This window comes from Iodidimonas muriae (genome assembly GCF_014647255.1).
GTDB lineage: Bacteria > Pseudomonadota > Alphaproteobacteria > Sphingomonadales > Rhodothalassiaceae > Iodidimonas > Iodidimonas muriae.
Genome location: NZ_BMOV01000002.1, coordinates 26,985 through 48,060, shown reverse-complemented (window position 1 = coordinate 48,060; position 21,076 = coordinate 26,985). Strand labels below are relative to the sequence as shown.

The window sequence follows — 21,076 nt, the reverse complement described above, 5'->3', positions numbered from 1 at the left end:
GCTAAGATGTCAGCGCCGGCCCACAAAACAAACGAAAGCCAAGCCCGGTTCCCAGATTAAGGGCATCGGGTCCATCGCAATGGTCCAGGATCAACTGTGCGGGGTCGTTGGTATTGATGGCATGGGCGATGGCATCCATTTTTTCCGGATAGCTTTCTTCCCACAGGCGCAATAGCCGCCAATCGATGCTGTCAAAATCGCTTGGGAAAAGTTGCGGATCGCGCATGGCATAGATCAAAGGATCATAGCCTGTCAGGGCACAACCCAGATTATGGTCGTGCAAGGCTTGATGGACCTGAAAATATTCAAAGGGATCGGCGAAGGCATCGGCTGCATCGATGGCAAAAACCAATCGACAGGCACTGAGCTTCCGTAAAGCCGGGACGGTATTGAGAATATGTGCCACGCCGCCAGCCTTCAGACTGCCGATGCTGGCGCTCAGAATAACCGCTTGCAGATCGCGCCCTTCCAGATTCAGATCGCAGGCAAATAAGCGCCGGGCCAATAGATCGGATAATCTGGTGGAAAACCACGATGCGGTGACAAGATCATGGTCGGGCACAAGCGCTTTTGCCAATTGGGCGCGGTCCACGCGATAAAGGCGCATCAAAGCAGGCCCCATCCCGTTTTTTCGCAGCATCCGCACCGGACTGGGCAGCACGAAGCGCCCCACATCCGTCACCAAAAGGGCCCGTTCAAGCTGCGAAAAGGCCGATGCGTCCATGGATTTCGGCGGCGGGGCCGGTTTTTCCCGTGGCGTGATGATGCCCCCTTCGGGCAAGGGGGTGATCATCTGTGGCTTTGGCGGGGCTGTTTTTGAATTATCGCCAAGCGGCGGGGTGAGCGCAAAGCTGGAAAAATGCCGGTCTTGTGCGGGTTGTGGGTTCTTATTCGTATCATGGGCTGTCTGTGCCATTTCAAGGAAGCGGTCATAATCGCTTGCCGAGGACAACACATAAAAATCGCGCAGCAGGCGATCTTCGGTGCCGTCATCAATGGCTTGTTTCAAGACCGGATCGTCGCGCAGCAGAAATGCGATTTTCAATAGCGCTTCATCGAACAGGCTTTTGGGAGCGCGGGCAATGCAGATAATATCGCCCCGTTTTAGCCGAAACAGCTCTCCCTCATGGGTTTTCAAGATCGCCCGCAAGGGTTGCTCCACAGATCGTAGAACCGCAGGGCTGCGTGACGCTGGCTCTAATGCAGACAGGGGCAAGCGCAAGGCATGGCGGTCCTTGCGATGCCGGTTTAGCCGGCGTGCATATTCCAGCAAGCGCTCTTCTACGGAAGCTTTGGAGAAAGCGGCACCTGATGACTTAGGCATACTCATCCGGGTGTTACAGGGAAAGAAGGTGGGCGCATCTGCGCTTGGAAACGATCCGTCCGGCAGGATAATCCATCGCCCTTTAATAAAATCTTTCCGGCTTTGAAACGCAAGGCCGATCGCTTGATCCGGTCAGTTGCCTCCGGTTGCCGCATGGATCATCAAACTGGCTTGCCGTTGATCCTGGTAGAAGACATGGCGGCCATATTGCGCGGTCTTGCGCATATGGTCTTTCCAGTAAGGGGCTACATAATCCGCATGATAATGGGTGGCCTGATCCGACATATCGTGCCACATCCGTTCCAGAGCCACGGCGGCCACCAAGCGTGATTCTTGCCATGCAACCTGATTGTGCGGATTATCCGACAGGCCATCACAGGCGAAAGAAAACTGGCATCGGTTTGGGCGATGTTCATTTTGGAACACCACAGTACAAATGGAATTGGGCCAAAGCGGGCTTTCTACCCGGTTGAGCACCACCTGCGCCACGGCAAGCTGCCCTTTCACCGGCTCGGACCGGGCTTCAAAATACACCGCTTGCGCCAGACACCGGGCTTCCCCTTCAAGTTTGGGGGGAAGGCGGCGTTCCACCAGCGCGATGGCCTCCAGCAAGCTTGCGGGGGCTTTTTGCGGGGTTGGCTCGACCGGTCCCTCCATTGCCATGACCGGCAGGTGGGACGGCGGCGTTACGGCGCTGTGCGAACCGGGTGCTGGCAAGATTGCAGGCAAAAGCAAAACGACCAGTCCGGCAAGCAGATGAAAGCGGCTCATGACTTTCCCTTTGAAAGACAGTTAAAGTGCCTGACGATACGACCTGTGTTTATTCTGTGGGGGCGGTTATTCCGCTTTGCCCGTTTTGCCCTGTGCGCTCATACATCCTGCGTCACAATGGCTGGCTTTGATGGCGGTTCCCTTGTCCGCCAACGCGCTTTGGCGCGCTTTTTTCGTACGCTCTTCGCTCCGTTCGAGCGTCGAACGGTTCGACAGGCGCGCATTCTATCTAAAATTAAGACAATAATGAGGCATGAAGGGCATGGGGTTCTTTTGTAGCAAGAGCGGCCTATGGTCTGGACCAAGCCGCCCCTGTCCGCTACACCGATGAACCAATCAATATCCCAGTTTAGTGGAGGAGGGCCCCCGTGACCCCGACTGAAATCGCCCGTGTTCAAAAATATCTGCGTGAGACTTTTGACAACAACCGCATCAATCTGAAACGTCGCAGCAAAAATACGGATTCGGTAGAAGTTTTGTTGGAAGAAGAATTCATCGGCGTCATCTATAAAGATGATGAAGAAGGTGAAGTGTCTTATGCCTTCAATATGGCCATTCTGGATATGGATCTGCCGGAACTGGATTGATTTCTGGCTGGCAGACAGGACGTGGGTTCATAGGCGGATCAAGAAACAAGGGGGATCGCGATGGCAGATATAATCCCCCGGAATGTGGCCACGGTCCCATCGGTGGAGATCCGCCAGAACCCCCGCGCCAAACGCCTGACTTTGCGAATCGACAAACATCATGCCGTGCCGGTGCTCACCGTTCCAAAGGGCATTTCCATGGGGCAGATACAGTCGTTTCTAGATAAGCACAAAGGATGGATCGCGGATCGGGTGGCGGCTCTGCCGGAAGGCATCCGTCTTGTCCCCGATGCCGCCTTTCCCTTTCGGGGCGCCCCCCATATTATCCGCCATGAGGCCGGCTTTCCCAGAGAGCCCCTTGCCTGTGAGGGCGAGGTGCGGCTGGGCGGGCCGGTGGATCATGTGGAGCCAAGAGTGTTGCGTTGGCTGCGCAGATGCGCCCGCACCCGCCTTGTGGAGCGGGCGACATATCATGCGCAAAGCCTTGGGGTGTCGATCGGGCGGATCAGCGTGCGCGATACCAAAAGCCGTTGGGGCAGTTGCACCGCAACCGGAAATCTGAACTTCAGCTGGCGCCTGATTCTCGCCCCCGATGCCATTCTGGATTATGTGGCCGCCCATGAAGTGGCCCATCGGGTCGAGATGAATCACAGCCCGCGCTTTTGGGCTGAGGTGGATCGCTTATGCGCCAACAGGTCCGCCGCACGACAATGGTTGCGTCGTCATGGCGATGGCTTGATGCGGATCGGCCCGCCGCCGGGCGGTGAAAGTGCTGCAGACTAGCGGCGGTTTTCTATAAGCAGGCTGAGGGCTGGCAATGGCCGCACGGGCCGTCCCACATGGGCATCAATCATAAAATCGTGCCAGATCCGCGCGGGCAAAGCCCCGCCCGTTACTTTGTTGGTGGGGCTGTCATTGTCATTGCCAACCCATATGCCCGCCACCAGATCGCTGGTGAATCCCACGAAAAGCGCATCCCGATAATCCTGGCTGGTGCCGGTTTTCCCTGCCGCCGGACGATCGATTTGTGCCGCTCGTCCGGTGCCTTGGGTGATGGTATCCACCATCATCGATACCAGAGCAGCCACATGATCGGGGCGGGCCACCCGTGGGCGGGCTTTTGGCCGATACCGATAAAGCACCTGCCCTTGTCGGTTCTGGATTTCAATGATGGCATAGGGCTGCACTTTTTCCCCGCCCGAGGCCAGCGCCGCATAGCCTGCGGTCAGTTCCAGAAGCGATGTGCCCGACGCGCCAAGGGCGATGCTGGGCACCGGCATCATCGGGCTTTCGATGCCCAATCGTTTGGCTAATGCGGCGACGGCGGCAGGACCTGCCTGCTGTGATACCCGAACGGCCACCGTGTTGAGCGAGCGGGAAAAGGCCTGACGCAGGCTTACCGGCCCCGCATATCCTTGGGAAAAATTCTGCGGGGTCCAGCCATCTATTGTCACCGGACCATCCACAAGCACCGTCTGAGGTGACAGGCCCGCTTCCAGCCCTGCCAGATAGACAAAGGGCTTGAATGCAGAGCCGGGTTGGCGGCGTGCTTGGGTCGCCCGGTTAAATTGACTGCTTCCATAAGAGCGCCCGCCCATCATGGCCATCACGGCCCCATCCGGTGCCAGCGCCACCAAGGCTCCTTGGTCCACATGCAGCGCCTTGCCCTCTGACGACAGATGATGCTGTAACACCGCCTCACCCGCCATTTGGGCCGTTGTATCAAGTGTTGTCAAAATTGTTACGGGGCCGTATTGTTTTCCGATCAAGGTGTCTGCGCGTGTACGGACCCAATCGGTGAAATAGCGCACATCCGGTCCCGCTGCATCGCGGGCCATGGCGGGCGGATTGTTTTTGGCCCGTTGCATGGCTTGCGGGGTTAAAAAGCCCGCATCTACCATGGCTGCCAAAACCTGCCGGGACCGGGCGAGCGCCCCTTCATAATTATGGGATGGTGCCAAGCGGGAGGGGGCCTTCACCAACCCTGCCAGCATGGCCGCTTCTGGCAGGCTCAACCGTTGGGCGCTATGGCCAAAATAGGTTTCAGATGCTGCATCGATGCCATATGTTCCGGCTCCGAAATAAACACGATTGAGATAGAGCGTCAGGATTTGCTCTTTACTGAATTCGCGTTCCAGCCAATAGGCCAGCAACAATTCCTGAATTTTACGTTTGAGCCGCCGTTCCGAGCTGAGAAACAAATTCTTTGCCAATTGCTGGGTCAGGGTGGAGCCGCCTTGCGACACACCGCCCGCCCGCAAATTGGCCAGCATCGCCCGCCCGATGCCCAGATAATCGACGCCCCCATGCTGGAAGAACCGTCGGTCTTCAACGGCCAGCAGCGCCAGAATCATCACTTCAGGCACATTTTCATAAGACAGCCATTGGCCGCGCACCGGCCCGTAATTGGCCAATGTGGCACCATTCACTGCCTTCACGGTTATGGTGGCTTCCCGGCCTGGCGGCGGCAGATCGGACACATCGGGTAGATCATGGGCCAGCCAGATAAAGCCGACAATGCCCAGCACAAACGCCCACACGCTACCCACCAGCCCCCAATAAAAAAGGCGGCGGACAAGGCTGCGTGTAGAGCCGGATTTTCCGGCACCGGGCGCGGAAGGCTTGGAGCCTTTGGAGTGACCCGAAGGCTTCTGCCGTGCAGATGTGCGTTTTTTAGCCATGATGGCGCCATCCTTGGGGATAATTGCGGCAGCCCCGTGATGGCGTCATCCTCGGCGCATTAAATGTCCAGATTGGCCACATTCAGCGCATTGTCCTGAATGAAATTGCGGCGCGGTTCTACCAGATCGCCCATCAGGCGGGTGAACATTTCATCGGCCTGATCGGCTTGATTGACCCGAACTTGCAACAAGGATCGAACTTCGGGATCAAGCGTGGTTTCCCATAGCTGGTTGGGGTTCATCTCGCCCAAGCCCTTATAGCGCTGGATCGACAAGCCCTTGCGACCAAAGGCCAGGACGCCATCGAACAGGTCTGTGGGCCGCATGGCTTCCACCACACCTTCCTTGCGCCGCAAGGTCACAGCCCGGCTGAATAATGGGGCCAAAGGCCGGACACGCTCATCAAGGCGGCGGGCTTCTGCCGAATCGATCAAGGCGGCATCGATCACATGATGATCCTTGATGCCACGCACATCCTGGGTGAAATGATAGCCGCCATCGGCTGCCCGGCTGCCGCTCCACCCCGCTTGGTCTTCGGTGCTGGCAACGCGGTTCAACAACTCTGCCGCTTCTGTGGCGGCCGCATCGACCTTTTCCGGATCGTTCAATGTTTGGGCGTTCAGGCCGCCCACAAGGGCCAGCGTTTCAAGGAGTACGGTATTATAGCGGCTGGGAATGGCATTCAGCAAAGAGCGAATCTGCCGCCCTTGTCCCACCAGATCGGACAGATCGTCGCCGGTTCTCTGGGTGCCTTCCGCATCTTCAAGCATGGCGTCCACCAGTCCATTGCCCATCAGATAATCATCCAGCGCTTTATCGTCTTTCAGATACACCTCGGACTTGCCACGGCTCACCTTATAAAGAGGCGGCTGGGCGATATAGAGATGGCCGCGCTCGACCAATTCCGGCATCTGCCGATAAAAGAATGTGAGCAACAATGTGCGGATATGGGCACCATCCACATCGGCATCGGTCATGATGATGATCTTGTGATAGCGCAGCTTTTCGATATTGAAATCGTCGCGGCCGATGCCTGTGCCCAAAGCGGTGATCAATGTTCCGATTTCATTGGAGGCCAGCATACGGTCGAAGCGGGCACGTTCCACATTCAAGATCTTGCCGCGCAAGGGCAAAATAGCCTGGAATTTACGGTGGCGACCCTGTTTGGCCGAGCCGCCGGCGCTGTCGCCCTCGACGATAAACAATTCCGATTTTGATGGATCGCGCTCTTGGCAATCCGCCAATTTACCGGGCAAGGAGGCAATATCCAGTGCGCCTTTGCGCCGGGTCAGCTCCCGTGCTTTACGGGCGGCTTCGCGGGCCGAGGCGGCATCGACGATCTTTTGCACCACCGAGCGGGCCTCATTGGGATGCTCTTCAAACCATTGGCCCAATTTATCGGCAACGACGGATTCTACCACCGGACGCACTTCAGACGACACCAGCTTGTCTTTGGTCTGACTGGAGAATTTCGGGTCCGGTACTTTGACACTGAGCACAGTGGACAGCCCTTCACGGGCATCATCGCCAGATAGGGTGACTTTCATGCGTTTGGCCAGCCCCGATTCATTGGCATAATTGTTGACCGTACGGGTGAGGGCTGCGCGGAAGGCTGCCAGATGGGTGCCGCCATCCCGTTGCGGGATATTGTTGGTGAAGCAAAAGACGTTCTCGTGATAGCTGTCGTTCCATTGCATCGATATTTCGACGGTGATCCCGTCGCGTTCACCGATAATGGTTACCGGCTCGCCAATCACCGAATTGCGGGTGCGATCGATATATTTCACGAAGGCAGTGATGCCCCCTTCATAATAAAGATCGACAGCTTTGGGTTCTATATGGCGGCGGTCTTCCAGCCGGATGCGCACACCGGAATTGAGGAAGGCCAGCTCACGGAAGCGGTGTTCCAGACGGCCAAAATCAAACTCCGTGTGTACGAAGGTATCAGCTGATGGCAGGAAGGTGATGCGGCTGCCGCTTTGGCCATTGGCCTCGCCGCGCACCACAAGGTCGCCTTGCGGTTCGCCTTTTTCAAAGCGCATCCAGTATTCTTTGTCATTGCGCCAAATGGTCAGTTCCAACCAATCGGACAGGGCGTTCACCACCGACACACCAACACCATGCAAGCCACCGGATACCTTGTAGGAATTCTGGTCGAATTTGCCGCCTGCATGAAGCTGCGTCATGATCACCTGCGCCGCCGACACGCCTTCTTCTTCATGGATGGCGGTGGGGATGCCGCGCCCGTTATCGGACACGGTGCAGGAGCCGTCGGAATTAAGGGTGACAGTGACCTGATCGCAATAGCCTGCCAAGGATTCATCGATGGCATTGTCGGTCACTTCGAACACCATATGGTGCAGGCCTGAGCCGTCTTCGGTATCGCCGATATACATGCCGGGCCGTTTGCGTACGGCATCCAACCCCTTCAGAACCTTGATCGAGTCGGCACCATAATCCTCAACGGCTTGATCTCTTTCACTTTTCTTCATATCGCTCATGGTTTTTCTCGGTCTCGATAAGGGTCAAAAACAAAGGGGAAAAGCCGCTTTCCCGGTCAATTCCGCAAGGGACAGGGGGCAAGCACGCCATCCATCACATGAAACGCATCGGCCTGCCCATCAAGGGGGTGAAACAAGGCCGGATCGGTGCCGGTCATCCAGGCTTGGCAGCCCAAAGCTATCAATCGTTCAAACAGATCGGCGCGGCGATCAGGGTCCAGATGGGCGGCCACTTCATCCATCAACAGAATAGGGCGCTGGCCGGTTTGATCCAGAACCAGATCCGCATGGGCCAGAATCATGCCGATCAAGAGCCCTTTTTGCTCTCCGGTGGAGCATAGGGATGCCGGCATCGCCTTGCCGCAATGATACACAATCAGATCAGAGCGGTGCGGGCCATCCAGGGTGCGCCCTGCGGCGGCATCACGCTTGCGCATCGAGGCCAGATGGGCACGAAAAGCCTCTTCTGTTTCCAAGGCACTGCCAAGTGTCAGATGGTCTTCCACCCAGCCATCCAGCCGGATCTCGCCCCGCGGGAACGGGCCGGGCGGGGCGGCGCGCAACCGCATATCCAAATGGCGAACGGTTTCCAGCCGGGCCGCCGCAATGGCCACCGCATGTTCGGCCATCCGCGTTTCCAATGCCGAAAGCCATGCACTGTCGGCTTGCGCACCACGTTCGGCAAACAATCGGTTGCGTTCACGCATTGCCCGTTCATAGGCCGTGACTTGTCGGCCATGATCCGCATGCAGCGCCAAAACGATGCGATCCAGAAAGCGCCGCCGCCCTGAAGCGGATTCCACAAACAAGCGGTCCATCGCCGGCGTTAGCCATAAAACCGCCAGATGCTGGCTCAAAATCCCCGGTCCGTTTGTGGATACGCCATCTATGCGCACCAGTCTGCGGCCCGCGCCGTCTTCCTCGCCATCGGCATCGATGCTGTTCGGGGCCATGCCGGTGCCGATCTCCAGCCGGTCATCGCCCTTTTGCAGTTGTACATGTACGGCCCATGGGGCTGTGGCACCGATCCGGGTCATTTCGGTGAGTGCCGCCCCGCGCAGCCCTCGCCCCGGTGCAAAGCACGACAGCGCTTCCAACAGATTGGTTTTGCCCGCACCATTGTCCCCCACCAGAACCACGGGCCGTGATCGCGTTCCCTCCAGCGACAATGTCGTGGCCGGATAGGAGCGAAAATTGGCCAGCTTCAATCTGGTCACATGGCAGCACGCACCCGCCGGCGCCGATCTCTGGAGAGAGGGCGACCGAGTGTCAGACGATCCGGCGTCGAAGGAACCTGCATCAGGCTCGATGGATCGGGGCAATGTGCTGATGGCCAATATTCCTTTTATCGATTCGGCCCGCGTTTATTCCAAGCAGACCATTTTCATCCAAAGCGGATAAGACCTTGCAAGCGGCCAAAGCCTCCAAAGGCATCGATCACAGGCCGCGACGATTCAAAAGCTGTACGGGAGCAAAAACGCCCCCCGCATGATCGGGGTGCCAAGCCATATTGTTTTGCTCCCCTATGCTCAGACCCGCATGGGCATCAGCACATAAAGCGCGCTTTCATCGGCTCCATCCCGCATCACTGTGGGCGATGCCGAATCGGCCAGGCGGGCTTCCACTTCATCGCCTTCCACCTGATCAAGAATATCAAGCAAATAACGGGAATTGAAGCCGATCTCCATGGCTTCAGCGCTATAGTCTGCGGCCAGTTCTTCGGTGGCGGTGCCATTTTCCGGGCTGGTGACAGACAGCATGATCTTGTCCGTTTCCAACGCCAGCTTCACCGAGCGGGATTTATCGGAACTGATGGTAGAGACGCGATCCACCGCTTCGGAAAATTCCTCGCAACTGATCTTCAAAAGGCGGTCATTGCCTTCGGGGATCACGCGGGAATAGTCGGGGAAGGTGCCATCGATCAGCTTGGATGTGACGACGGCATGGGCAAAGCGGAAAAGAATTTTGGTATCCGACAATTCAATGCCGATCTCGCCTTCAAATTCATCGAGATGCTTGCGAATTTCCTGCACGGTTTTGCGCGGGATAATAATTCCCGGCATTCCGGCGGCCCCATCGGGCAAAGCCACTTCCACCTGCGCCAAGCGGTGACCATCGGTTGCCACAGCGCGCAAGGTCGAGCCTTTTTCACCCTCGGCCACATGCAGATAAATGCCGTTCAGATAATAACGGGTTTCTTCTGTAGAGATGGCAAAGCGGGTTTTGTCGATCAGCCGCTTCATCTGGGGGGCAGGCAGGGTGAAACGGTGCGGCAGTTCGCCAGCGCTCATCACCGGGAAATCTTCGCGGGGCAGGCAAGCAAGGGTAAAGCGCGACCGGCCGGCATTCAGCGTCAGGGTGCGGTCGTTTAAGGATAGCCCTACCTGTGCCCCATCAGGCAATTTGCGGACGATATCATGCAGGGTGTGGGCGGGCACGGTGGTGGCCCCGTCCTGCGCGATATCCGCCCCCGTATGCTCGACAATGGCGAGATCCAGATCGGTTGCGGTCAAAGCAAGCTGGCCATCTGCCGCTTCGATCTGCACATTGGACAGAATGGGGATGGTGTTGCGCTTTTCCACGACACTTTGAACATGGCTGAGTGCCTTCAGGAGCGCACTACGTTCGATGGTGAGTTTCATGAGGGGCACTTGTTTCTTATGACTGTTGAACGATCCCCGGCACTGATCAGCACCGGGAGGCAACCATAGCAGAAATGGCCGCATGAGCAGCACTTTTTTTCTTCAAAAACCTAGCGATCAAGTCGTTGATTTAAAAACAAATTCTGGCACGAATGCCAAGGGTGATCCTAACATCGGTTTTCGCATGCTTTTAGAAGATGCTTTTTGCATGCTTTTTCGCTTCATGATGGCGCGATTCTGTCGGTTGTTTCAAGGGCTGTCGCCATCGGGATAGGCACCCCATCTGGCAACCGCCAGCCCGGTTCGGTGCCGAAACGCTCTCCATCAAACACGCCCCTTCAAAGGGCACCTTAAATCATGTGGCGACCAAAATCTCTTGACGGAATGCATAAACGCAAATTACTCTGTTTTTCAGAGTTATCTAATTTGGAGAATAAAATGATCAGTCAAGATGAAGCAGACAAAGCCCTGAAAGACATCGACCGCACCATGGGTCGCACCAGCCGCGGTCTTGGGTATCGCGCGGCTGCACCGCATTTGATGATCTGGGGCGTGATCTGGTGTCTGGGATATGGGCTGTCTTTCTTTAGCCCCGACCTGGGCTGGCATTGGTTGGTGCTGGTTGGTCTTGGTATTCTTGGAAGCACCATGGCCGGTATCCACTATGCCCCGAAGCGTATGGCGCATAATGGGCCAAGCACGGCATCCTATCTTTTGGCCGTTCGGTATTTGGCCTCGGCCGCTTTGGGGGTCGTGTTTTTCACGGCGTTGTTTGCCATTTTGCCACCCCTTAATTCCTATCAAGTGGGCAGTATTTTTCCGCTGGTGGTGGCGGCGCTTTATGGCGGCATCGGTATCTGGTCGGGCCAAGTGAAATTGGGGCTCACCGGATTGGTGGTGGGGCTGTTGACAGTATTTGGCTATTTCATGGTCCCCAACGGATTCGAGCTCGTTTTGGCCTTGGGCGGCGGGGGCGCGTTGCTTCTTGGCGGCTTGTGGATGCGGAGGTGGTAAGATGAAGAACACACAACCCGACCGTCTGATCCATCAGCCAATCCGCACCCGTATCATGGCGGCGCTGGCCTCATTGGCACGCGGTAGCCTTCTGGAATTTCGGGATCTCAAAACCCTGACGGAAGCCACCGACGGCAATTTGGGGGCGCATCTCACCGCATTGGAAACCGCCGGATATGTGCGCATCAGCAAAGATTTCCACGGCAAGCGCCCGCGCACCCGGGTGGGGATGACCGAAGAGGGCCATGCGGCTTTCGATGCTTATCGGTCTTATTTGCGCACGCTCCTTGATGCCTGAGATCGGCCCTTGGGCCGCAAACGCTTCCGATCTATGGGGTTTGGGCCTTAGCCTTGCAGTTTGCGCATCAGGCGGGTGATGTCTTCATCAAGTGTGGAATCCGAACGCCGTAGATCCTCGATCTTCTTCACCGCATGGATCACCGTGGTATGATCGCGGCCACTGAATTTGCGGCCGATTTCCGGTAACGAGCGCTGGGTCAATTGCTTGGCCAGATACATGGCCACTTGTCGGGGCCGGGCAATATTGCGCGCCCGTCGCTCCGACAGCATTTCCGTTACCCGCAAATTATAATGATCCGCCACGGCTTTCTGGATTTCATCGATATTGATTTTACGGTCATTGGCCCGCAACAGATCCGCCAGCACTTCCCGCACCACATCCACGGTAATCGCGCGCCCCACCAGCTGGGCATAGGCCACGACGCGGTTCAAAGCGCCTTCCAGTTCACGCACATTGGAGGTGATCTTGCGAGCCAGAAAATCAAGAATATCCATGGGGATATCCACAGCTGACGCGGCTTCCGCCTTGCTTTGCAAAATGCCCAGACGCAATTCATAATCGGTGGGGTGGATATCCGCCACCAGCCCCCAGCCTAGGCGGGAGACGATTCGTTCCTGGAACCCTTCCAGATCGGTGGGGGACCGGTCTGCCGAGATGATCAGCTGCTTTTGGCTTTCGATCAGGGCATTGAAAGTGTGGAAAAATTCTTCCTGCGTTGAGTCTTTGTTGGCGATGAACTGGAAATCATCCAGCATCAGCAGATCAACAGACCGAAATTGTTGCTTGAACGACATGGTATCGCGGTATCGCACCGAAGCGATGAACTGATACATGAATTTTTCAGCGGAAATATACAGCACGCGGCGGCCGGGATAGCGGGTGGAATATTCCCAGGCGATGGCGTTCATCAAATGGGTTTTCCCCAAACCGACGCCGCCATGCAAAAATAGCGGATTGAAGGGAATGGTTTGCGCTTCCGATACCCGCCGCGCTGCCGCATGGGCAAAGGCATTGGATTTGCCCACAACAAAGCTGTCGAAGGTATAGCGCGGTTCCAACCGGCCACCCATGCCTTCAACGCCATCGCCTTGCCCTTGCATGGTGCGGGCCTGTGCGGGAAGCGGCGAGGGTGTGGAGCCGGGCTGGGCATAATCGGGCATGGCCGAGCCAAGGGTGGCATTGGCATGGGCTGCCGGGCTTTCCGCCACATTCAAAGCCCCGTCGGAGTCGGTATCCTCGCAAAGTTCGCGCTTTGATACTTCAACCTGCACATCGGCGACCTGTTCCGGCCCGGCCGCCATCAATGAGCGAATGCGGGTCAGATAATTACGCTCAACCCAATCGCGGATAAAATCGGTGGGGACACTCAAATGCGCCACGCCGCCGTGGATGTTGGACAAGCGCAAAGGCCGTAACCAGCGGTCAAACTGCGCCTGACCATATTCCTGGCGCAACTGGGTTTGCACCCAGCGCCAATGCTGGCCCCCATCCGCCTGTATATTGGATGGCGCCTGTTTTATCTGGCTTTGTTTTATTGTCACGCCCACGTCCCCATCTGTGTACGTCTCCGCCTCCCTGTATCAGCCTGTTGCTGGACTTTTTGCCGCTTTGACCGCGCTTCTTTATGTCGGTGGTTCTGCCGGTAGATCTGTTTATGCACCACCCCGGTATTCCTGATTCATGCGTGAATAAGCGGCAATCCTGCGGCCATACTCCTGCTTTTCCCCTTGTTTCGGGGACTCTGATCCAACAACAAAAACAAAGCCATATCTAAAAAACATGGCAGTCCGCCATGTTTATACAATCGCTCACGAATTTAGGGACGAAGGGGAAAAATCGCCGAATTTTCATCCGTCTCCCCTTAAAGCGGGTCTTATCGCCGCTTACCCGAAAAGACGCCATATTCAGCTTCGTCCAACGTGGATGATGAAACTACATCCCCCCCAAGTGCCCCGCAACCGATTCCATCATCGGGGCTTCAAGTTTTTGAGGAAAAAGTGGTTAACCCGGAACGAGGCACTAGATGTTGAGGGTCGTACGACAGCCGCCTGAAAAAGGCACGGGCAAAAGAAAAACAACAGCAAAAAAGCCACACGTATTCCATGTGGCTTTCAATGCATTCATCTCAGGATAGAAGGCCGGGCCCGACTCAGGGCCAAAAGCCTGTCCTGATTATATCAGGCGCTCAGCGCATTCACGCGGCGTGCCAAACGCGACACTTTGCGGGATGCGGTGTTTTTGTGCAAAACACCTTTGGAAACGCCGCGCTTGATTTCAGGCTCGGCGGCCTTGAACGCGTCGGCAGCAGCGCTTTGATCGCCCGATTCAAGGGCAAGCTCTACCTTTTTGATGAATGTGCGAATGCGCGACCGACGGGCCGTATTAATCTCGGCACGACGATCATTGCGGCGGACACGCTTTTTGGACTGTGGCGAATTTGCCATTTTTCTAACCTTCTCCGGTCGAAGGGCAGCGGCCATCCGGTTTTTTCTCTGCGCCCGGCGGCACTGCCTCTCAAAACTAAGATGCGCTCTATATAGGCAGCGATTGACGAGGTCAACCGCCGTTCATGGATTTCCCATCGCTTTTCAGCGATTTTTGAATTGCGGCCGCCGTTTTTCGATGAAAGCCGCCATTCCTTCGCTTTGATCTTCAAAAGCAAACAGCGAATGAAACACCCGGCGTTCAAAGCGAACGCCTTCTGCCAATGTGGTTTCATAAGCGCGATTGACCGATTCTTTTGCCAGCATCACCGCCGGACGCGAATAGGTCGTGATCTTTTCCGCCGTATCCAGGGCTTCATCCAGCAGGTCTTCTGTTGGCACCACCCGTGATACAAGGCCCGAGGCCAGCGCTTCGGCGGCATCCATATGGCGTCCGGTCAGCACCATATCCATGGCCTTTGATTTCCCCACAAAGCGGGTGAGGCGCTGGGTTCCGCCGCCCCCGGGGATGACACCGATGGTGATTTCCGGTTGGCCGAATTTGGCATTTTCCGCAGCGATGATGAAATCGCACATCATGGCCAGCTCACAGCCGCCCCCAAGGGCAAAGCCGGCTACCGCGGCAATGATCGGTTTTCTGACGCGGGTGGCTTCTTCCCAATTGGCGGTGATGAAGTCTTCCATGAAGACATCCGTATAGTCTTTTTCCGCCATTTGCTTGATATCGGCCCCTGCGGCGAAAGCTTTTTCGCTGCCGGTGATGACGATGCAGCCGATTTCGTCATCGGCTTCCAGATCACGTAAGGCCGCCGTTAGCTCGTCCATAAGCTGATTGTTCAGCGCATTCAGCGCTTTTGGGCGATTGAGAGTGATAACCCCCACGGCCTCACGCTTATCAAGGAGAATTGTCTCATAGGACATGGCGTACCTCATTTTGTCGCTTCATTGCCCGAAGCCCGTCCATCGGCTCAAGCGCCCTTGCTTAGCTCCAAGCTGTGGGTTTTGCAAAAGATGTTTCCATACCAGCCGGGAAGCAAAGGCCCAAGCGGCTTAGCGCTGACAATGGCCGCAGAAAAAAGTGGAGCGCCCCGCCTGTACCAGCTTTTGCACCGCCGACTCGCAGCCCGGTGTCAGGCATGGCTCTCCTTCCCGGCCATAAACACGGAATCGATGCTGGAAATATCCCAGTTCGCCAGACACCTGTGCATGGTCTTGCAATGTAGAGCCGCCTGCCGCGATGGCATCTTTTAAAACAGTTTGCACGGCCTCTACCAACCTGCCCGCGCGATCGGGGGTCAGGCTGGATGCCAGACGGCGGGGAGACAGACGGGCACGAAACAGCGATTCGCACACATAGATATTGCCCAGTCCGGCCACTAATTGCTGATTCATCAAGGCGGTTTTGAGCGGACTTTTGCGGCCCTTCAATCTGTTCAACAGATAAGGCGCATCGAAATGCTCGCCCAATGGCTCCGGCCCCAGATCGCGCAACAGGGGGTGAAGGGGCAGATCGGCTTCGTTGGCAAGCATCACCATGCCAAACCGCCGGGCATCATTCAGAACCACCCGCGCCCCGGTTTCCATTTCCAGCACCAAATGGTCGTGCTTTAAAAGGTCGGGCCATGCGCCGGGCAGATCCACCCTCACCCGCCCCGACATTCCCAAATGCAGGATCATCACCGCGGCATCGGGCCCGCCTTCGGTTCTTATCAGCGCATATTTGGACCGCCGATCCACATGTGCCACGGTGCGGCCCACCAGCCTTTGGGACAAATCCACCGGAAATGGCACACGCAATCCACGCCGCCTTGTCTCGACGCGGCGGATGCGGATGCCTTCCAGATAGGGCCGTAATCCACGACAGACGGTTTCAACTTCTGGCAATTCCGGCATATCTTTTCTCAAACAGGCAAAAGGCCGTGTGGCGTCCCACTAGTATCGGGGAAAAAGCTCCGCTATGGTCCGCCGCGCAATCACATGGACCAAAGAGCATGTCAAGCACCACAGACCACGCTTTAGACCCGCAAACAAATGAAACCGGCACCGAAGTCGCCACCGCATGGTTCGGAAACGAACGGGTGGCAGAAGCGGAGAAAGCGCGCCGGGTACATGATGTGTTCGCCAAGGTGGCCAGCCGTTATGATTTGATGAATGATTTCATGAGCGGCGGGCTGCATCGGCTGTGGAAATCCAGCCTGATCGATACGCTTAATCCCCGCCCCGGCATGCACTTGCTGGATGTGGCGGGTGGCACCGGTGACATTGCCTTTCGCTTTTTGAAAGGGGCCAAGGGCGAAGGCCATGTGACCATTCTGGATATCAACGATCATATGTTGGCGGTGGGGCGCGACCGGGCGGAAAAGCAAGGGCTTGTGGGCCGCATTGACTGGACCTGCGGCGATGCGCAATCCCTGCCTTTGCCTGATCGCACGGTGGATGCCTATAGCATCGCCTTTGGCATCCGTAATGTGACGAAAATTCCGCTGGCATTGGCGGAAGCCCATCGGGTTTTGAAATTTGGCGGACGGTTTTTGTGCCTTGAATTCTGCCCGCATTTGGCCGTGCCGTTTTTTGACCGGCTTTATGCGCGGTATTCTGATGCGGTGATCCCCCGGCTTGGTGGTCTGGTGGCCAAGGACGAGCCGTCTTATCGGTATCTGGTCGAGAGTATTCGCCGCTTTCCCGCTCCGGAGACATTTGCCCAGATGATGCGTGACGCGGGCTTTGAAACCGTCACCCATCGGCTGATGTCGGGCGGGGTGTGCGCTCTCCATAGTGGCTGGAAATTGTGAACAAAGGGTCTGATCGTGCGTGACGCTATTCGCCACAGCTTCCGGTTTTTATCGGTTATCCATGAATTGGCGCGCCATGATGCGTTGTTCTGGGTGGATGATCTGGGCCGTGCGCCTGCGGGCATAAAAACCGCCATCCGGCTGATGACCGGGCTGGTTTTCCGGAAGAAAGACCTGCCCCAAGAGCCGGGTGCGCGGCTGGCCGCTGCATTGCGGGAACTGGGTCCCGCCTATATCAAGCTGGGCCAGATGTTGGCCACCCGACCCGATCTGATGGGCGATGCCATCGCCCGTGATCTCAGCTCTTTGCAAGATCGCCTGCCGCCTTTTTCCGCCGGGATCGCACGCGCACGGGTTGAAAGCGAGCTGGGCTGCCCGCTGGACACGGTTTTTGCGGAATTTTCTCCGCAGCCGGTGGCGGCGGCGTCCATCGCGCAGGTGCATAAAGCCCGTAAGCATGATGGCGCATGGGTGGCAGTGAAGATTTTGCGGCCCGGCGTGCGCGCCGCTTTCGAGCGGGATCTGGCGGCGTTTTCCTGGTTTGCCGGAATCGCCGAACGCTCGATCCCCAAGGCCCGGCGTTTGCGTCCGGTGGCGGTGGTGGACACCATCAAGGACAGCGTGGCCAATGAGCTGAATTTGCGGCTGGAAGCCGCCGCCGCATCGGAATTGGCGGAAAATATGGCGGGAACGCCGGGTTACCGTATCCCGGCCATTGATTGGGAATTCACCACAGGTCGGATGATGACCATGGAATGGGTGGATGGCATCCCCTTGAGCGACAATGAAGGGCTGGAAGCGGCGGGATTTGATCGTGCGGCGCTGGCCTCGACCATTGTGCGGGCCTTTTTGCTGCAGGCGATGCGGGATGGCTTTTTTCACGCCGACTTGCATCAGGGCAATCTGTTTGTTCAGGCCGATGGCACGGTGGTTGCGTTGGATTTCGGTATTGTCGGGCGGCTGGACCGGGAATCCCGTCGCTATCTGGCGGAAATCCTCTACGGGTTTTTGCAAAAGGATTATCGAAGGGTGGCGCGTTGGCACTTCTCGGCAGGCTATGTGCCCAAAGACCGGTCGGAAGAAACCTTTGCCCAGGCCATGCGGGCGGTGGCCGAGCCGATTTTCGGACGGCCGGTGCGTGCGGTTTCCGCCGGGCGGCTTTTGGGGCAGCTTTTTGCCACCACGGAAGCCTTCGGCATGGAAACCCAGCCGCAATTGCTGCTGTTGCAGCGCTCTATGGTGATGGTGGAGGGCATGGCCCTGCATCTGGATCGGGACGCCAATATGTGGGCCTTGTCCCGTCCGGTGATTGCCGACTGGATGCGCGACCAGCTTAGCCCCGAAGTGGCGTTGGCCGACGGGATTGTGGAGGTGGTGGATGGGATGAAGCAGCTTCCCGGCATGATCGTCCGCGCCAATAACCTGCTGGAAAAGCTGGAGCAGGATTTTGACCATAAGGCCCCGCAGAAAATGGCCAGAGCCCGTTCGGCGCGGATGTGGATAGGGTTTACACTTATGGGCCTTGTCGGGTCTGTCGCCGGGCTTGTGATCGGCCTTGTACTGTCACATTAAAGCCGGCGCCGATTGCCGCCCCGCGCGCACCCGGCTATAGGCTAGACTGTCATTTTACGAACAAAGCGATACGGATCAAAGGGACATAGCGCCCCGACCGGAAGGAAGGATCGACAACGCCATGCTTCAGGCAAAACGGATATTGCTGATTATCGGCGGTGGCATCGCGGCTTATAAATCGCTCGATCTTATCCGCCGCTTGCAAGATGAAGGGGCGCAGGTGCGTTGTATCCTCACCAAAGCCGGGGCGCAGTTCGTTACCCCGCTTGCGGTGTCCAGCCTTAGCCAGGACAAATGCTATACGGATCTTTTTTCCCTGACCGATGAAGCGGAAATGGGCCATATCCGTCTGTCGCGGGAAGCGGATCTGGTGCTTGTGGCTCCTGCAACAGCGGATTTGATGGCCAAAATGGCGCATGGCCTTGCCAATGATCTGGCCACCACGGCCTTATTGGCCACCGACAAGCCGGTGATGGTGGTGCCTGCCATGAATGTGGAAATGTGGGCGCATCGGGCAACACAGCGGAATATGGCGCTTTTGCAAGCGGATGGCATTGCGGTGGTTGGGCCGGAAAGCGGTGTGATGGCCTGTGGTGAAGTGGGGGCGGGGCGCATGAGCGACGTGGCCGATATCATTGCCGCCGTCAAAACCCATTTCAGCGGTCCGCTTGGCCGGCCTTTATCGGGCCTCCATGCGGTGGTGACGGCTGGCCCCACCCATGAACCCATTGATCCGGTGCGATATATCGCCAACCGGTCCTCGGGAAAGCAAGGCTATGCCATTGCCGGGGCGTTGGCCGCTTTGGGGGCGCGGGTGACATTGGTTTCCGGTCCCACCCATCTTCCCACCCCGAAAGATGTGGATCGGGTGGATGTGGAACAGGCCGTTGATATGCTGTCCGCTGTTGAAAAGGCGTTGCCCGCCGATATCGCCGTTTGCGTGGCGGCGGTGGCTGATTGGCATGTGGCGGGCGAGAACGGCCAGAAAATAAAGAAAGAGGCAAGCGGTGCGCCGCCCAGCATCAGATTCGCGGAAAATCCCGATATTCTGGCGACGTTGAGCCAGCATCCCACACGGCGTCCGGCCCTTGTGGTGGGCTTTGCCGCCGAAACCGAACATGTGCTGGATCATGCCACCCGCAAGCGCCAACGCAAGGGATGCGACTGGATCATTGCCAATGATGTATCTCACCAGACGGGGATCATGGGCGGTGATGAAAATCTTGTCACCTTGATCAGTGCCGACGGGGCCGAACAATGGGCGAAGGCGGATAAACATGCCGTTGCCCGGCAATTGGCGACACGCATTGCCGATTGGTTCGATCACCGCCGCAAAGACTCCTGATCCGCATATCGTTTTCCTGCTTATCAAGACCCACTTATCAAGAAAAGGCCGCCTTATGACCATCGCCGCCAATATCCCTTTACAGGTTCCCGTCAAGCGCTTGCCTCATGCACAAGATCTGGACCTTCCCCACTATGCGACCCCGCACAGTGCCGGGATGGATTTGGTGGCAGCACTCACCAGCCCGATAACCCTTGCCCCCGGTGCACGGGCCTTGATTCCCACCGGCTTTGCCCTGGCTTTGCCCTTTGGATTTGAAGCGCAGATCCGTCCCCGTTCGGGCCTTGCGGCAAAATGTGGCATTACGGTGCTCAATTCTCCCGGTACTATTGATGCGGATTATCGGGGTGAAGTGAAAGTTATCTTGATCAATTTGGGTGATGCGCCAAAAAGTATTGAGCGTGGCGACCGCATTGCCCAAATGATCGTGGCTCCGGTAACTCGGGTGATGTTGCAAGAAGTCCAAGACCTTAGTGTCACGCAGCGCGGTGCAGGAGGATTTGGATCCACGGGAATGTGAAGCCCTGTGCGCCAGCGTGATTGGACGCGAAGTCGGCTTTCTGTCACCCAAATTACATAAGTTTTGTGTCCGAAAGCCACGAGAAACGGGTTCGAGTATATGTTCAAATTCTCCAAAAAGATGATCTACGCTGTCGAAGCTGTGGTGTATGTTGCCGTTCATGGCAAGCAAGCGCCGGTTCAATCGCGTGCCATTACTCATCTGCAAAATATTCCTGAGCGCTATCTGGAGCAGGTTCTCCAACGTCTGGTGCGGGTCGGTATTTTGAAGGGTGTGCGTGGTCCGCGCGGCGGCTATCGTTTGTCCCGGTCTGCGGAGCGGATTTCCGTGGGCGAAATCGTTGCGGTTATCCGCAATATGGAAGGGGCCGAAGACGGTATCGCGGAAGACAGTGGGTCGGATATCGGCCAGAAAGTTGTGTTGCCGATTTTCCGCGCTCTTGATACCGAGCTGATGGAACGTCTTGATCGGGTCAGCGTTGCGGAACTGGCGCAAAATGCCGTTTTGCCTGAAAGCGCCCCGATTATGGCGCGGGTTATGGAAAGCGCCTAAGCATCCGGCTTGGGCACAAGGCGCGGTCCA

At 57.0% G+C, this 21,076-nt stretch carries 21 protein-coding genes; 11 read left to right on the top strand and 10 right to left on the bottom strand.

Annotated elements, in window-relative coordinates:
• Position 1 precedes the first annotated feature (1 nt).
• Positions 2-1,324: a hypothetical protein gene (locus tag IEX96_RS02655; RefSeq protein ID WP_150004138.1), complete on the bottom strand. Its 1,323-nt coding sequence runs from the start codon at positions 1,322-1,324 to the stop codon at positions 2-4.
• 132 nt (positions 1,325-1,456) lie between these two features.
• On the bottom strand, positions 1,457-2,095 hold the full coding sequence (locus IEX96_RS02650) for a cell wall hydrolase (RefSeq protein ID WP_150004137.1): 639 nt from the start codon (positions 2,093-2,095) through the stop codon (positions 1,457-1,459).
• Positions 2,096-2,463: 368 nt separating this feature from the next.
• Between IEX96_RS02650 and IEX96_RS02645 the strand changes: the two genes are divergently transcribed.
• Both IEX96_RS02645 and IEX96_RS02640 read left to right on the top strand, forming a co-directional pair.
• A complete protein-coding gene (locus IEX96_RS02645; protein WP_150001226.1) occupies positions 2,464-2,682 on the top strand; it encodes a DUF3126 family protein in 219 nt (72 codons plus the stop codon).
• Between the two features lie 60 nt (positions 2,683-2,742).
• Positions 2,743-3,465, top strand: a complete 723-nt coding sequence (locus IEX96_RS02640; protein WP_150004136.1) for a M48 family metallopeptidase — start codon at positions 2,743-2,745, stop codon at positions 3,463-3,465.
• Here IEX96_RS02640 and IEX96_RS02635 read toward each other — a convergent pair.
• The 3 genes from IEX96_RS02635 to recF all read right to left on the bottom strand — a co-directional run bounded on the left by IEX96_RS02635 (position 3,462) and on the right by recF (position 9,081).
• On the bottom strand, positions 3,462-5,111 hold the full coding sequence (locus IEX96_RS02635; RefSeq protein ID WP_373293748.1) for a transglycosylase domain-containing protein: 1,650 nt from the start codon (positions 5,109-5,111) through the stop codon (positions 3,462-3,464). The genes IEX96_RS02640 and IEX96_RS02635 overlap by 4 nt on opposite strands.
• Positions 5,112-5,422: 311 nt before the next feature.
• On the bottom strand, positions 5,423-7,855 hold the full coding sequence (gene gyrB / locus IEX96_RS02630) for a DNA topoisomerase (ATP-hydrolyzing) subunit B (protein WP_188873553.1): 2,433 nt from the start codon (positions 7,853-7,855) through the stop codon (positions 5,423-5,425).
• 65 nt (positions 7,856-7,920) lie between these two features.
• Positions 7,921-9,081 (bottom strand): DNA replication/repair protein RecF, encoded by a 1,161-nt coding sequence (gene recF, locus IEX96_RS02625; protein ID WP_229773484.1) that lies wholly within the window; start codon positions 9,079-9,081, stop codon positions 7,921-7,923.
• A 49-nt stretch (positions 9,082-9,130) separates the two neighbouring features.
• Between recF and IEX96_RS14185 the strand changes: the two genes are divergently transcribed.
• Entirely contained in the window at positions 9,131-9,265 is a 135-nt protein-coding gene (locus tag IEX96_RS14185) for a hypothetical protein (protein WP_268238492.1), read from the top strand.
• A gap of 128 nt (positions 9,266-9,393) precedes the next feature.
• Here the strand turns inward: IEX96_RS14185 and dnaN are convergent, their stop codons facing one another.
• Positions 9,394-10,506, bottom strand: coding sequence for a DNA polymerase III subunit beta (gene dnaN, locus IEX96_RS02620; protein ID WP_150004134.1), 1,113 nt, complete (start codon positions 10,504-10,506; stop codon positions 9,394-9,396).
• Between the two features lie 82 nt (positions 10,507-10,588).
• Here dnaN and IEX96_RS02615 point away from each other — a divergent pair, with 82 nt between their 5' ends.
• From IEX96_RS02615 to IEX96_RS02605, 3 genes are all read left to right on the top strand, one after another.
• On the top strand, positions 10,589-10,780 hold the full coding sequence (locus IEX96_RS02615) for a hypothetical protein (protein ID WP_188873444.1): 192 nt from the start codon (positions 10,589-10,591) through the stop codon (positions 10,778-10,780).
• Positions 10,781-10,944: 164 nt separating this feature from the next.
• Positions 10,945-11,520, top strand: a complete 576-nt coding sequence (locus tag IEX96_RS02610) for a hypothetical protein (protein WP_188873443.1) — start codon at positions 10,945-10,947, stop codon at positions 11,518-11,520.
• 1 nt (position 11,521) lies between these two features.
• On the top strand, positions 11,522-11,818 hold the full coding sequence (locus IEX96_RS02605; RefSeq protein WP_150004132.1) for a winged helix-turn-helix domain-containing protein: 297 nt from the start codon (positions 11,522-11,524) through the stop codon (positions 11,816-11,818).
• A 47-nt stretch (positions 11,819-11,865) separates the two neighbouring features.
• On the opposite strand, the gene dnaA is transcribed toward IEX96_RS02605, so the two are convergent.
• From dnaA to mutM, 4 genes are all read right to left on the bottom strand, one after another.
• Positions 11,866-13,362 (bottom strand): chromosomal replication initiator protein DnaA, encoded by a 1,497-nt coding sequence (gene dnaA, locus IEX96_RS02600; RefSeq protein ID WP_229773483.1) that lies wholly within the window; start codon positions 13,360-13,362, stop codon positions 11,866-11,868.
• Between the two features lie 636 nt (positions 13,363-13,998).
• On the bottom strand, positions 13,999-14,265 hold the full coding sequence (rpsT, locus tag IEX96_RS02595; protein WP_150001233.1) for a 30S ribosomal protein S20: 267 nt from the start codon (positions 14,263-14,265) through the stop codon (positions 13,999-14,001).
• A gap of 144 nt (positions 14,266-14,409) precedes the next feature.
• Complete coding sequence (locus IEX96_RS02590; RefSeq protein ID WP_150001234.1) at positions 14,410-15,186, bottom strand: enoyl-CoA hydratase; 777 nt, start codon at positions 15,184-15,186, stop codon at positions 14,410-14,412.
• 129 nt (positions 15,187-15,315) lie between these two features.
• Positions 15,316-16,158, bottom strand: a complete 843-nt coding sequence (mutM, locus tag IEX96_RS02585; RefSeq protein ID WP_150004131.1) for a bifunctional DNA-formamidopyrimidine glycosylase/DNA-(apurinic or apyrimidinic site) lyase — start codon at positions 16,156-16,158, stop codon at positions 15,316-15,318.
• Positions 16,159-16,256: 98 nt separating this feature from the next.
• Between mutM and ubiE the strand changes: the two genes are divergently transcribed.
• The 5 genes from ubiE (at position 16,257) to IEX96_RS02560 (ending at position 21,046) form a co-directional block, all read left to right on the top strand.
• Complete coding sequence (ubiE, locus tag IEX96_RS02580) at positions 16,257-17,057, top strand: bifunctional demethylmenaquinone methyltransferase/2-methoxy-6-polyprenyl-1,4-benzoquinol methylase UbiE (protein ID WP_150004130.1); 801 nt, start codon at positions 16,257-16,259, stop codon at positions 17,055-17,057.
• A 15-nt stretch (positions 17,058-17,072) separates the two neighbouring features.
• The gene (gene ubiB / locus IEX96_RS02575; RefSeq protein ID WP_229773482.1) at positions 17,073-18,629 is read left to right on the top strand and encodes a 2-polyprenylphenol 6-hydroxylase; all 1,557 of its coding nucleotides are present in this window, start codon (positions 17,073-17,075) and stop codon (positions 18,627-18,629) included.
• 121 nt (positions 18,630-18,750) lie between these two features.
• Positions 18,751-19,974 (top strand): bifunctional phosphopantothenoylcysteine decarboxylase/phosphopantothenate--cysteine ligase CoaBC, encoded by a 1,224-nt coding sequence (gene coaBC, locus IEX96_RS02570; RefSeq protein WP_150004128.1) that lies wholly within the window; start codon positions 18,751-18,753, stop codon positions 19,972-19,974.
• A gap of 55 nt (positions 19,975-20,029) precedes the next feature.
• A complete protein-coding gene (gene dut / locus IEX96_RS02565) occupies positions 20,030-20,494 on the top strand; it encodes a dUTP diphosphatase (RefSeq protein WP_150004127.1) in 465 nt (154 codons plus the stop codon).
• A 99-nt stretch (positions 20,495-20,593) separates the two neighbouring features.
• Positions 20,594-21,046, top strand: coding sequence for an RrF2 family transcriptional regulator (locus tag IEX96_RS02560; RefSeq protein WP_150004126.1), 453 nt, complete (start codon positions 20,594-20,596; stop codon positions 21,044-21,046).
• The last annotated feature ends 30 nt before the right edge of the window (positions 21,047-21,076 follow it).

Excerpts from the sequence above, each read along its gene's own strand:
- IEX96_RS02640 (WP_150004136.1), top strand. The coding sequence starts at position 2,743 with ATGGCAGATATAATCCCCCGGAATGTGGCCACGGTCCCATCGGTGGAG.
- IEX96_RS02650 (WP_150004137.1), bottom strand. The coding sequence starts at position 2,095 with ATGAGCCGCTTTCATCTGCTTGCCGGACTGGTCGTTTTGCTTTTGCCT.
- mutM (WP_150004131.1), bottom strand. The coding sequence starts at position 16,158 with ATGCCGGAATTGCCAGAAGTTGAAACCGTCTGTCGTGGATTACGGCCC.
- dnaN (WP_150004134.1), bottom strand. The coding sequence starts at position 10,506 with ATGAAACTCACCATCGAACGTAGTGCGCTCCTGAAGGCACTCAGCCAT.
- dut (WP_150004127.1), top strand. The coding sequence starts at position 20,030 with ATGACCATCGCCGCCAATATCCCTTTACAGGTTCCCGTCAAGCGCTTG.
- coaBC (WP_150004128.1), top strand. The coding sequence starts at position 18,751 with ATGCTTCAGGCAAAACGGATATTGCTGATTATCGGCGGTGGCATCGCG.
- IEX96_RS02590 (WP_150001234.1), bottom strand. The coding sequence starts at position 15,186 with ATGTCCTATGAGACAATTCTCCTTGATAAGCGTGAGGCCGTGGGGGTT.
- IEX96_RS02605 (WP_150004132.1), top strand. The coding sequence starts at position 11,522 with ATGAAGAACACACAACCCGACCGTCTGATCCATCAGCCAATCCGCACC.
- IEX96_RS02615 (WP_188873444.1), top strand. The coding sequence starts at position 10,589 with ATGAGCAGCACTTTTTTTCTTCAAAAACCTAGCGATCAAGTCGTTGAT.
- IEX96_RS02560 (WP_150004126.1), top strand. The coding sequence starts at position 20,594 with ATGTTCAAATTCTCCAAAAAGATGATCTACGCTGTCGAAGCTGTGGTG.
- rpsT (WP_150001233.1), bottom strand. The coding sequence starts at position 14,265 with ATGGCAAATTCGCCACAGTCCAAAAAGCGTGTCCGCCGCAATGATCGT.
- ubiE (WP_150004130.1), top strand. The coding sequence starts at position 16,257 with ATGTCAAGCACCACAGACCACGCTTTAGACCCGCAAACAAATGAAACC.
- IEX96_RS02655 (WP_150004138.1), bottom strand. The coding sequence starts at position 1,324 with ATGCCTAAGTCATCAGGTGCCGCTTTCTCCAAAGCTTCCGTAGAAGAG.
- IEX96_RS02610 (WP_188873443.1), top strand. The coding sequence starts at position 10,945 with ATGATCAGTCAAGATGAAGCAGACAAAGCCCTGAAAGACATCGACCGC.
- gyrB (WP_188873553.1), bottom strand. The coding sequence starts at position 7,855 with ATGAAGAAAAGTGAAAGAGATCAAGCCGTTGAGGATTATGGTGCCGAC.